Genomic DNA, 12,441 nt, shown 5'->3' with positions numbered 1-12,441 from the left:
CCCTTCCCGAACTCAGAAGTGAAACCTCTTAGCGCTGATGGTAGTGTGGGGTTACCCATGTGAGAGTAAGTCATCGCCAGCTCATTATTCCTAAACACCCCCTTCTAACGAAGGGGGTGTTTTTTTATATGAAAAATTAAGTATTTAAAAATTATTAGTCGCGAAAGACTAGAAATTTAAAATCCAATTTGTATGTTTTTTGGTAAATCTGTGTTATAAAAAATAAAACGGCATAAAAATTGCTTATAAAACGGGATTTTCTATTAAGGGGGTAATAATGAGATTATCAGTGGGCATAAAAATTGCGAACTCGCTGTCATTAACTCCACAATTACAGCAAGCAATTCGGCTATTACAACTTTCAAGTCTGGAATTGGAGCAAGAAGTTCAATTGCAACTTGATAGTAATCCTCTATTAGAAAAAGTTGAAGAGCAAATTACCCTTGAAAGCTTATCTACAATTGAATCAAATAATGAAAATCACGATCTAACCAATGAACTTAATGCCGATCATCTGCCTGATGACTTACCTGTAGATACCGATTGGGATGATGTTTATACCCATCAACCTACAAGTCTCGGGGCAGCCGAGTTCGAAGAGCGTGAAGATAATCGTCAAGGGCATCAGAGCCTGCAAGAATATATGCTAGAACAAATTAATCTGCTGAATTTTTCACAGGTTGATAAATTAATCGCTTATTGCATAGTCGATTCTTTGGACGACAAAGGTTTTTTAGATGCTGAGTTGAGTGAAATTACTGCATCAGTACAACATTTACTCTCTTCTATGGGGTCTGAAGAAGAAATTGAAGATGATGAGGTTGCCGTTGTATTAAAGCATATCCAGCGTTTGGATCCGGTAGGTGTAGGTTCTAGAAGCTTGGCAGAATGCCTATTGGTTCAACTTGATAATTTACCTGCGTCAACCCCTTGCCGAAATGATGCGATCAAACTTCTGCAACATTATGAATTGTTGATTACCAATGAGCTTCCTAAGCTGATCAAACAGACTGGCTTAAATCCAGAACAGTTGCGCTGTGCTGTAGATTTGCTAAAAACCTTAAAACCGCATCCAGGTCTGGAATTTGAAAACAAGGAATCGGATTATCAGGTGCCAGATGTTGTGGTGATGAAAAAGAATAACTGCTGGCAAGTCAATTTAAACTCGGATGTACTGCCAAAGTTACGCGTCAATTCTTTTTATGCCAAAATGATTCGTCGTGCAGATCAAAGCGATGATAATCAGTACCTGCGTAATCAGATGCTGGAAGCGAAGAACTTTATCAAAAGTATCGATGAACGGCATAAAACATTATTGAAAGTCGCGACTTGTATTGTAGAACATCAAAAAATGTTCTTGGAAATTGGGGCGGAAGGCATGAAACCTCTGGTTTTAAGAGATATTGCCGAAGAAGTCGAATTGCATGAATCTACAGTTTCTCGTGTAACCACCAATAAATATATGCTGACCCCACGTGGATTGTTCGAGTTGAAATATTTCTTCTCGAGTCATGTCGGGACTACTTCAGGTGGTGAAGCATCTTCTACTGCTATTCGTGCCAAAATCAAAAAACTGATTTCCGAAGAAAATGCCCGTAAGCCTCTGTCTGATAATGCAATTGCCAATATGTTAAAAGATGAAGGCATTGATGTGGCACGACGTACGGTGGCGAAATATCGTGAATCGTTACATATTCCTTCATCTTCTGAGCGAAAAGTCTTGATCTAAAATTTGAAATCTGGCTATTCTAGAGATTCATTATGACAACATAATGAATCTTTTTTCTTTTGAGGATCAGTAAGATTGATTTGATTCAGGACTTAAAATACGGATATTTTATTTATAAGTTACTGTATTTAAATTATTTTATATTGAGACTCTTCTAATCCTAACGAAGGTGAGGGATAGAACTATGCAAATAACAATTCGTGGACATCATTTATCGATTACGCCAGCTATTGAAGAAAGTATAAAAACCAAGTTTTCACAGATGACGAAGCACCTAGATCAGGTGAATAGTATGCAAGTGAAACTCTCGAAAGATCATCAAATTGATAAACGCTCTAGAAAGGGCAGTAGTAATCATATCGCAGAGGCTATTATCCGATTACCGGGCATTGAATTTTTTGCTCACGCCACCGCAGATGATATGTATACCTCAATTAAAATATTGACCGAAAAATTGAAACGGCAGATTGATCGATACCGGGAAATGCATTTACAGCAGCATCCTTTAGCTCTATAAAGGACAAATGATGAAAAAGAGGTTTTAAAAGCCTCTTTTTTTTATATATATAATGTATGGATCCATGAATTATTTTTGCTATTTATAGTAAAATGGCTCGTTTTACACCCTTAGTCCTATAAGAGGTCTTGTGATGAATAATGAACAGCTCGCTGAAATTTTAGAAGCCGCTTTTCCAGAGGCGGATGTTGCTGTGAGTGGTCAGGGCGGAAAATTTGATCTCCGTATTGTGGATGATCAATTTGAAGGTAAGCGTCCAGTTGCACGCCAACAAGCTGTTTATGCTCCTCTCAATGCCCATATTGCCAGTGGTGCAGTTCACGCAGTAACGATTCGCGCGATGACAAAAGAAGAATGGCGCAAAGCAAGCTTATTTGGAGCTTAATCATTTAATGGATAAATTTTTAATTCAGGGCGGTATCAAGCTCGAAGGTGAAGTGCGCATTTCTGGTGCAAAGAATGCAGCACTTCCATTATTGGCAGCAATGATTCTTGCTGATACCCCGATTACGCTCAGAAATGTTCCTAATTTAAAAGATGTCAATACGCTGGTGAAGCTGATTGCTGGTCTTGGGATCACCATGACTTATGAAGGCGATACGGTTGTTGCTGATACGTCTACACTAGATAACCAGTTCGCACCGTATGAGCTCGTAAAAACTATGCGTGCTTCTATTTTGGTGCTGGGTCCTTTGTTGGCGCGCTATGGTAGTGCAAAAGTGTCTTTGCCGGGTGGTTGTGCAATTGGTTCACGTCCTGTTGATCAGCATTTAAAAGCGTTGGAAGCTTTGGGTGCAGAAATTGAAGTTGAAGCAGGCTATGTGCATGCCAAAGTCGATGGCCGTCTTAAAGGTGGCGAAGTCGTTTTCGATATGGTGACTGTCGGTGGTACAGAAAATATTCTGATGGCTGCAGTCTTGGCCGATGGTGTGACCACAATTCGCAATGCAGCACGTGAGCCTGAAATCACTGATCTTGCGCAAATGCTGATCAAGATGGGGGCCAAAATTGAAGGTTTGGATACCGATACGTTAATCGTGACTGGTGTTGAAAGTCTGCATGGCTGTGAATATGCAGTGGTGGCTGACCGGATTGAAACGGGTTCATATCTGGCGGCGGCTGCAATCACAGGTGGTCGTATCAAAACCACACACACAGATCCATCCCTCATGGAAGCTGTGCTGGATAAATTTGAAGAAATGGGCGCAGAAGTCACTCGTGGCGACGACTGGATTGAGTTAGATATGCTGGGTAAACGTCCGAAAGCCGTAAGCTTCCAGACCTTGCCACATCCAGAATTTCCAACTGATATGCAAGCCCAGATCATGGCTGTAAATGCCATTGCTGCAGGCTTTGCGACAATTTCAGAAACGATTTTTGAAAACCGTTTTATGCATGTTCCTGAGTTGGCCCGTATGGGGGCAAACATTCAGGTCGAAGGTAATGATGCTGTCGTAACTGGGGTAGAAAAACTTTCTGCCGCACCCGTAATGGCAACAGATTTACGTGCTTCTTTCTCTTTGGTACTGGCAGCACTTGCCGCTGAAGGTGAAACACTGATTGACCGTATTTATCACATTGACCGCGGTTATGAAAATGTAGAAGCAAAGTTACAAAGTTTAGGTGCCCAAATTAAGCGAGTAAATTAATGAGCGATATGAGAAACGATGATCCAAACTTTGACGTAATGGGCAATTTTGATCATGGTTTAACTTTGGCATTAAGTAAGGGTCGTATCTTAAAAGAAACATTGCCACTGCTTGAAACAGCAGGGATTAATTTACTGGAAGATCCGGATAAATCACGTAAACTGATTTTTCCCACTACGCATAAACAGGTTCGTATTTTAATTTTACGTGCTTCTGATGTGCCGACTTATGTAGAAAATGGTGCAGCCGATATTGGTGTAGCGGGTAAAGATGTATTGATGGAACATGGTGCGCAAAATGTCTATGAACCATTAGACCTGAAAATTGCGGTTTGTAAATTGATGACAGCTGGTAAAGTCGGGATGCAGCGTCCTAAAGGTCGTTTGAAAATTGCGACCAAGTACGTGAATTTAACCCGGCAATACTATGCCAGCTTGGGTGAGCAAGTCGATGTGATCAAGTTGTATGGTTCAATGGAACTTGCACCATTGGTCGGTCTGGGCGATTACATTGTTGATGTGGTCGATACTGGTAATACCTTACGTGCCAATGGTTTAGAGCCACTTGAAGAAATCTGTAAAGTCTCTTCACGTTTAATCGTCAATAAAGCCAGCTTCAAACGTAAGCAAGCCTTGTTAAATCCGATTCTGGCTCAGCTTGAAAAAGCAGTCGAAGAACGCGAAAAGGCAAAACAGGCTTAAAATTGATTGCTTAAGAAACCGCCCAATCCGGGCGGTTTCTTATTTCTCTATATATCAGATTCTATTTAAATCCTTTCATCAATTTTACCCAAAGCTATTTTCAATAAAACTCATAGAGCTAGAGCACTATGTCTGCCGACAAAAGCCTAGAAAACAGGTAAACTAAAGCCTTCGAATTCAAACCTGATGGGTAAATTGATGCGACGTTTATCGACCCAAGATCAAAACTTCAAGCAAGCATTTGCTGACTTGTTGGCTTTTGAGACTGTGAATGATCCTGAACTTTTAAAAACTGTAGATCAAATTATTGCTGATGTTCGTCAGCATGGTGATGCACATGTTCTTAAACTCACTCAACAGTTCGATCGACATCCGGCGCATCAATTTTCAGAGCTAGAACTGACACAAGAGCAGCTCAAAGCTGCCTTTGAAGGTTTAACGACTGAAGTTCGTGAAGCACTGGAATTAGCTGCAGCGCGTGTGCGTGAGTTTCACCAGGCCCAAAAACAAGATGGCTGGACTTATGTCGATGCTTTGGGGAATACGCTCGGTCAGAAAGTGACTCCACTGGATCGTGTCGGGATTTATGTGCCGGGTGGTCTGGCATCTTATCCATCCTCAGTACTGATGAATGCAGTGCCTGCACATGTGGCGGGTGTCCCTGAAATTATTATGGTGGTGCCTGCCCCGAATGGTGAACTCAATCCATTGGTATTGGCTGCTGCATATTTGGCTGGCGTAACACGTGTCTTTACGATTGGTGGTGCACAAGCCGTTGCAGCACTCGCATATGGTACAGAAACCGTACCACCTGTCGATAAAATTACTGGTCCAGGTAACCGGTTTGTGGCTGCAGCAAAACGTGCGGTGTTTGGTCAGGTCGGTATCGATATGATTGCAGGCCCTTCTGAGATTCTGGTCTATGCCGAAGGCGAGAATAACGCTGAATGGTTGGCGATGGACTTATTGTCACAGGCTGAACATGACACTGTGGCACAAGCCGTTTTCATTACACCTGATGAAGCACTTTTAAATGAAGTTGAAAAGTGGATTGAAAAACACTTAGAAGCATTACCGAAAGCTGAGATCGCACGTACTTCAATTGAGAACCGCGGTGCTTTGGTATTGGTAAAAGACCGTGCTGAAGGTGCTGAGCTGATTAACCAAGTGGCGCCAGAACATCTCATGCTATGTTTAGATGAAGCACAAGAGATGGCAGAAGATATTCGCCATGCAGGCGCGATTTTCATGGGTCGTTACACCCCTGAAGCGATTGGTGATTATTGTGCCGGGCCAAACCATGTCTTGCCAACTTCAGGTACAGCACGTTTTTCATCACCGCTGGGGGTTTATGATTTCCAGAAGCGATCAAGCCTGATCATGTGTTCACAAGAGGGTGTTAAAACCTTGGCGAAAACAGCAGATATTTTGGCACAGCAGGAAAATCTGGATGCGCATGCGAGATCGGCGCGTTATCGTTACCAGTAATTAAAAATATAAAACCTCTCCCTAACTCTCTCCTACTAAGGAGAGGGGAAATATTATAAAGAATGAATATTCCTCTCTCTGAATGAGCTTTAAGCATTGTTTTAAAGTGAATGTAAGAGAGGTTAGGAGAGGGAACTTTGAGAATTTAAAAATGAATATCACCACAGAACAAATGCGTTTTTGGAGTCCTGACGTACGTGAATTAGAACCGTATACGCCGGGTGAACAGCCAAAAATCCAGAATATTTTAAAACTGAATACCAATGAAAATCCGTATCCGCCATCGCCTAAAGTGGTTGCGGCAGTGCAGCAGGTATTGGCCAATTCAGCTGACGTTTTGCGCCTTTATCCAGATCCAGACGCATCTGAACTTAAACAGGCGATTGCGAAACAGCAACATGTGCCTGTAGAGACGGTTTTTGTCGGGAATGGTTCGGATGAAGTTTTAGCGCACATTTTCAAAGCATTCTTTGTTCAAGAACAGCCATTGCTTTATCCAGACATCACCTATAGTTTCTATCCGGTATATAGTCAGTTCTTTGGGGTAAAAACCAAAATTTTACCACTCAATGATGACTTTGAAATTGTGGTAGATGATTATAAACAAGCCAATGGCGGCATTATCATCACTAATCCGAATGCGCCAACCAGTATTGATCTGGGCTTGGCGGCGATTGAGGAAATTCTGCAAGCCAATCCGGATTCAGTGGTGGTGATTGATGAAGCCTATGTGGATTTTGGTGCCGAATCAGCAGTCAAGCTGGTTGAAAAATATGAAAATTTAGTCGTATGTCAAACTACTTCGAAGTCACGTTCTCTTGCAGGGTTACGTGTTGGTTTCGCGATTGCCCAGCCACATTTGATTGTAGCACTTGAAGCAGTCAAAAACAGCTTTAACTCTTATCCGATGGACCGTTTTGCGATTGCTGCAGCGGTCGCTTCATTTGAAGATCAGGCCTACTTTGAAGCACAAAATGCAAAAGTGATTGCTAGCCGTGAAAAGTTGGTGTCTCAATTAAATGAGCTTGGTTTTAAAGTTTTACCATCGAGTGCCAACTTTATTTTTGCCTCATTGCCATCTACGGATGCAGGCGAGCTTGCAAGGGAGTTGCGTGAACGTGGCATTATCGTGCGTTATTTTAACAAGCCACGTATTAACCAGTTCTTGCGAATTACTATTGGTACAGATGAGCAAAATCAGCGTTTAGTCGATACCTTGAAAAACGATATTTTAGCTTAATCTCCCCAAACTCCTCTTTATAAAAGAAGGGTCTTCTTAGTTTTACTGAATTAGAGGATTCCCTCCTTTGGTAAATGAGGATTAGGCTGGATTCAAAATAAAAAAGCGAATCAAATGATTCGCTTTTTTATTTATTCAGGCTGATACCATGTATTTAATAGATCCAGCATCGCTGAAACTTTATCAAAACATTCCTGATATTCTGCATCACAATCTGAAGAAATAGTAATTCCACCGCCCGCCCATAAAGAAACATCTTCTTGATATTTTTGGAGGGAACGAATCAGAATGTTCCAGGAACCGGTACCATCAAAATTAAAATAACCCATTGAGCCACAATAAGCTCCACGTGCTGCACCTTCCAATTCAGCAATAATCTGCATGGCACGAATTTTAGGTGCCCCCGTAATTGAGCCACCTGGTAGGGCTGACATTAGCACCTCGAAAGGATTCACATCCGCTTTTAAGGTCGCTTCTACTTCGCTCACCATATGATGCACTTGATTAAAACTTTCGATATTAAATAATTTGGGTGTTTTAACTGAACCTGTTTCCGCATAAATACTTAAATCATTACGTAATAAATCCACAATCATGACATTTTCTGCCTGATCTTTTTCCGATGTTTTTAAGTTGTGTTTAGATTGTTCATCTAGCACAGGATCGCTATAGCGTGGCATGGTGCCTTTAATTGGTTTGGTGATAATTTTCCGATTTTTTTCGAAGTCAATAAATAACTCGGGTGAGCAACTGAGTAATTCAAAATCACCAATACGCAAATAACCCGCATAGGGGGCTTCGGTTAATGCCCAGAATGCTTGGGCAGTGGCTAAGAGGGAGCCTTGGGCACGACCTTTAAATTCTTGGGTTAGATTAATCTGATAGCAGTCACCTGCAACAATATAGTCCTGAATTTTCTGAAAAGCCTGAGTATAGACAGATTTGGTCCAGCGTGAGGTACAAGGATTTTTTAAATGAAATGTCGGGTGAATTTTATCTTGATTAAGTAGGTTCTGAATATGATTGAAAATCTGTTCTGCCTGTGGATCATCACTATAGAACATCCAGCCTTCAGAGCCTGGTTTAATATAGGAAGAAAATTGACCAATAAATAAACCAGGTTGAGGATGGTCTGGATACTGAATATATTGTTGAGCCGCATAATCGTAGCCGATAAAACCGACATAACCTCCACGAAAGCCATTCTCTTGAGGAGTTTTTAATGCATCGATTGCTAAATTAAACTCAGAGGGTCTGGGCTGATAGTGTTCAATCCCTGTTCTTTTAAAGCACTGAATTTGTGATGTCTGCGCAATAAAATATTCCTGAGCACAGCAGGCAATGAAAGGCTGACCATTATTATTTAAATACACCAGATGATCCAATGTCTTTAATGCGGACAATACATCTGCAACCAGAGAGGATTCAAACTTTAAGGGACGATGATAGAGAGCTTTGGTCATTCAGGTATAGGGAGTTCGATATGACTCACTATTTTATATCAAGAAGACAGGAAAATATTTTTAAATCATGAAATACCGTTTATCGGTAAGCGACAGATTGCGACCAACGACAGTTGATCGAAAACTGACTCGACGCTAATTTAAGTGGGCTAGCAAAATTACTCAAGGAACGATGTTTAAGCTGTCAGAAAATAAAAAATACAGCCTAAATACTGAGTAATTCACAACCAAAAAAAATAGTACTCTTGGGAGAGTAAACAATGAAAAAATTCACAAAATTAGTTCTAGCGACTTCAGTTGCATTTAGTGCCAATGCGATGGCGATGCAGGCAATGGATGACGCATCTCTAAGCGAAACAACGGGTCAAGACGGTATTAGTATTGGTATCGGTATTTCAAAAATTGAAATTGAAAAACTATTTATTCATGACAATGATGGTCTAGCTTCTGGTTCTACAATCCAGTCAACCGGTTTGGTAAGAGATACAAATGGAGCTATTGTATATACACCCGGCACATTGCCAACGAATCAAGGTGCAAATGTAGTAGATATCCCTACACGAACAGCTTCATATGATCCTGTTGCAAAAGGTGTTAGTTTGGGTGGTACTGGTGAAGCTGCTGCGATTGTCATTTATGGTAATGGTCTAGCGGGTGATAAAAATGAAAACCATGGTGTGGTTGTTGGTGCAAACTATGATGATGGCGGAAGATATCTTTTAGCTTCACGTAACCTTATGGATTTAAAAATTGATTCAGATGGAAATTCTGGTGATCCGTTCATTAACATTGCAGCTGAAGTTTCAGGTTTAGACATTAATATTGGTAAAATTGGTGTACAAGCAAGCGCTGATGAGCCGGGTGCAGGTGCAACGTCTATTCGTCGTGGTGGTACAGGCGCGGTGAATGATATTTTGTCTGGCCTCTCTCTTAAAACAGGTCCAATGACTGCAAATATTCAATTAGGTGCTGCTCCACAGGGCGCAATGATTAAATTGAATGCAACCATGATTGGTGGTTTGACAATCAATAACTTAGGTATTCTTGATAATTCAACGGATGGTGCAACAGTTAGTACAGGTGTAACGACAACTGGTCCTGGTGAAATCTATATTGAAAGTATTAAGTTAACAGATGCTAACTCTAATGATTTAACATTGAATCAACAGATCAGTGTATTTGGTGAGTCAACTGCAAATGCTGGTTTCATTCGTATTGTCAGCACAAGTGGTGCACATGATAATTATGTGAAAGGTATTCACTTAGGCTCTCGTAATGCTGCTTCAATTGGTGATATGGAAGTTCAAGGGCTACAAACTTATTATAGCCCAGCACAAGGTACATACCATCCAGGTGCAGTTATTACCATCTCTGGTCACTAATCTTTATTTAAAAAGAAGCGCGTGTTTATACGCGCTTTTTTTTATGACTGGATCATTCATCCAAAAAATAAAAAAAATACTGTATTTTTTTGAAAAAGCAGGTATCTTTCTAGTTACAAGGAAGTAGAGTGAATGCTCTATAAAAAGAAAAATAGGCGCATCATGCCCATTATAAGAAAAGTTAATAATTATGTTAGAGATCGCGTTGGGCTCGGCATTGATGTATTACGCTGCCAAAGAAGCTCTGGATATCAAAAAACAGCCGAATGGCGCTGTTCACTATACTGAAGTTCTTGATTCAAGAAACGACTCTTTTGTGCGGATGCACCGCGAAGCTGTTGAAGTCAAACCGGCACTTCTGGATCAGTTCCAGGGCATTGTGCGTCAGGCTTATGATTATAGTTGTGGTTCGGCAGCACTGACGACTTTACTCAATGGTTATGTCGGTACGCAGCTGAATGAGCAGCAAGTCATGAGTGGGCTGATGAAATTCGGTGAAACGGATAAAATTGTTGAACGCCGTAGTTTTTCTCTGCTGGATATGAAGCGCTTTGTGTCCGCTTTAGGGCTGGAAAGTGGAGGCTATCGAGGAGAATTCAAAGATTTGGTCAATCAAGATCAGCCCGCCATTGTTCCGATTTCCTACGCAGGGTTTAAGCATTTTGTCGTTTATAAAGGTTATAAAAATGGCCGGGTTTATGTCGCAGATCCGGCACTTGGCAATATCAGCTTTGAGGAACGGCGTTTTCAGGATGTTTGGGAAAATAACACCTTATTTCTGATTAATGTACCTGAACAATATCGCAAAAATTTTCTAGCATTAAAAGAATCAGATATGCGCCATGTAGAAGATGCTACGATCAATCGCTATGCCTTGGTTGACATGCAGTATCCACAATTTTATATGGACAAAATTGCTGATAAAGCTTCTACGATCCGTATGGACCGTAATCGTAATACAGAGTCAGAACAATTTGGGGAATATCAACATAACTTCCTGAGACTGTATTACAAGAATAAATAAAACGAAAAACAGTAATAAAAATTAAAATGGTGAAATGGATATGAACAGTAAATGGATGAACAAGACGTTCTTGGCACTGAGCATTCAAATGGTAATGGGCGTTGCATTTGCTGCAGAAGAACCAGCACTAGGTGAATACGAAACAGTTGATGAAGAAGTTGTCGTTGAAACTGCTGCATCTGTACCCCATCAAACTGGGCAAGTCGAAACGCAGGCTGCAGAAGAGTCAGAACTCGGTGAATATGAAGCAGTTGAAGAGGCTGTCGTGGAAACAGCAGCACCTGTAGCGACTCAGGCTGGCCAAGTAGTAGATGCATCTCAAGCTTTACAGCAACAAGAAGGAGATGCTACTCAGGCAGCTAACCTAGAAGAAGTATTTACGTCAAATGAACGCCAATACTCTCTAATAAAACAAGGCGAAATTTCATCATATTACGATATTGATTATACCTATTATCGAGACACCCAACTTGATATAGAAATGGCACAGGGCCAATTGTATCAACTACGTGTTCAAGAAAATGCAACACATAGTATGACTAATACTTTCACTTTCCAATATGGCGTGAAAGATAACCTGACCTTGACTGCATCCCTACCTTTAGTGGCTAAAACTGACTTGTTAAAAGATACGTCTACTGCAGGCTTGGGTGATATTAGTCTGGGTGCTCGCTGGGAACCCTTCCCACTAAAAGCAGGTCGTCTGCCTCTGATTTTATTTGGTAATTTATCAACTAAAACCGGTGACAGCCCTTATGAAATTAATGCCGCGACAGATCTGGCAGCAGGAAAAGGCTATTACTCTGCTGGAGTAGGTGCCAGTACGCGTAAATACATTGACCCAGTTGTATTGTTTGCATCGGTTTCTGCGAACTATGGTTTTAAAGAATCGGGCCTGAATCAGCGTCGAGGTAGCCGGATTATTGAGGAGTTTGAACCTGGTGTTAGTGGAGGCTTTGCCTTTGGTTTCGCATATTCATTTAACTATGATGTTTCGATGACCATGTCCTATCAGCAAAGCTTTAATACTGGTGCGGAATTTAACTATAACACTGGTGAAAGTTATTCTGCTGCAGATCAGACCAGTTCTACCTTTGCAATTTCCTTAGGTGTGCGAGTCTCTCCAGAAACCATTGTTAATGGTACCGTTGGCCTAGGGCTGACCGAAGATGCACCGGATGTTTCGTTGGGATTATCATTCCCACTTGATATTTTAGGTTTTGGTAAAAAAATCAGTTAATAGGGGTG

Annotated in this window: 11 protein-coding genes and 1 rRNA gene; 11 read left to right on the top strand and 1 reads right to left on the bottom strand. The window is 41.1% G+C overall.

What is annotated here, in order from left to right; genetic code table 11:
* From rrf to hisC, 8 genes are all read left to right on the top strand, one after another.
* Positions 1-82 (top strand): 5S ribosomal RNA (rrf, locus tag NI470_RS15910); the annotation flags it as partial.
* Positions 83-277: 195 nt separating this feature from the next.
* The gene (locus tag NI470_RS10385) at positions 278-1,729 is read left to right on the top strand and encodes an RNA polymerase factor sigma-54 (RefSeq protein ID WP_253113676.1); all 1,452 of its coding nucleotides are present in this window, start codon (positions 278-280) and stop codon (positions 1,727-1,729) included.
* A gap of 184 nt (positions 1,730-1,913) precedes the next feature.
* The gene (gene hpf / locus NI470_RS10380) at positions 1,914-2,246 is read left to right on the top strand and encodes a ribosome hibernation-promoting factor, HPF/YfiA family (protein ID WP_004730744.1); all 333 of its coding nucleotides are present in this window, start codon (positions 1,914-1,916) and stop codon (positions 2,244-2,246) included.
* 133 nt (positions 2,247-2,379) lie between these two features.
* Positions 2,380-2,631 (top strand): BolA family iron metabolism protein IbaG, encoded by a 252-nt coding sequence (gene ibaG, locus NI470_RS10375; RefSeq protein ID WP_004730742.1) that lies wholly within the window; start codon positions 2,380-2,382, stop codon positions 2,629-2,631.
* 7 nt (positions 2,632-2,638) lie between these two features.
* Entirely contained in the window at positions 2,639-3,895 is a 1,257-nt protein-coding gene (murA, locus tag NI470_RS10370; protein WP_253147184.1) for a UDP-N-acetylglucosamine 1-carboxyvinyltransferase, read from the top strand.
* Positions 3,895-4,596 carry an ATP phosphoribosyltransferase gene (gene hisG, locus NI470_RS10365; RefSeq protein WP_004646025.1) on the top strand — a complete coding sequence of 234 codons (702 nt, stop codon included), beginning with the start codon at positions 3,895-3,897 and terminating at the stop codon, positions 4,594-4,596. Before murA ends, hisG begins: the two co-directional genes overlap by 1 nt.
* 186 nt (positions 4,597-4,782) lie before the next feature.
* On the top strand, positions 4,783-6,084 hold the full coding sequence (hisD, locus tag NI470_RS10360; RefSeq protein WP_005172513.1) for a histidinol dehydrogenase: 1,302 nt from the start codon (positions 4,783-4,785) through the stop codon (positions 6,082-6,084).
* Between the two features lie 151 nt (positions 6,085-6,235).
* Complete coding sequence (gene hisC, locus NI470_RS10355) at positions 6,236-7,324, top strand: histidinol-phosphate transaminase (RefSeq protein ID WP_253147185.1); 1,089 nt, start codon at positions 6,236-6,238, stop codon at positions 7,322-7,324.
* Positions 7,325-7,455: 131 nt separating this feature from the next.
* On the opposite strand, the gene NI470_RS10350 is transcribed toward hisC, so the two are convergent.
* Positions 7,456-8,787, bottom strand: coding sequence for an anthranilate synthase component I family protein (locus tag NI470_RS10350; RefSeq protein ID WP_253148294.1), 1,332 nt, complete (start codon positions 8,785-8,787; stop codon positions 7,456-7,458).
* Positions 8,788-9,047: 260 nt separating this feature from the next.
* Between NI470_RS10350 and filA the strand changes: the two genes are divergently transcribed.
* From filA to filC, 3 genes are all read left to right on the top strand, one after another.
* Positions 9,048-10,169 carry a putative pilus system protein FilA gene (gene filA, locus NI470_RS10345; protein ID WP_253148295.1) on the top strand — a complete coding sequence of 374 codons (1,122 nt, stop codon included), beginning with the start codon at positions 9,048-9,050 and terminating at the stop codon, positions 10,167-10,169.
* A gap of 190 nt (positions 10,170-10,359) precedes the next feature.
* Positions 10,360-11,193, top strand: a complete 834-nt coding sequence (gene filB / locus NI470_RS10340; protein ID WP_253148296.1) for a putative pilus system C39 family peptidase FilB — start codon at positions 10,360-10,362, stop codon at positions 11,191-11,193.
* Positions 11,194-11,227: 34 nt separating this feature from the next.
* Positions 11,228-12,433: a putative pilus system protein FilC gene (gene filC / locus NI470_RS10335; RefSeq protein WP_253148297.1), complete on the top strand. Its 1,206-nt coding sequence runs from the start codon at positions 11,228-11,230 to the stop codon at positions 12,431-12,433.
* The last annotated feature ends 8 nt before the right edge of the window (positions 12,434-12,441 follow it).

It is taken from the genome of Acinetobacter lwoffii, assembly GCF_024129115.1.
In the GTDB taxonomy this organism is placed as follows: domain Bacteria; phylum Pseudomonadota; class Gammaproteobacteria; order Pseudomonadales; family Moraxellaceae; genus Acinetobacter; species Acinetobacter lwoffii_T.
Note: the sequence above shows the minus strand (reverse complement) of the source record. Positions and strands in the feature narration are given on the sequence as shown.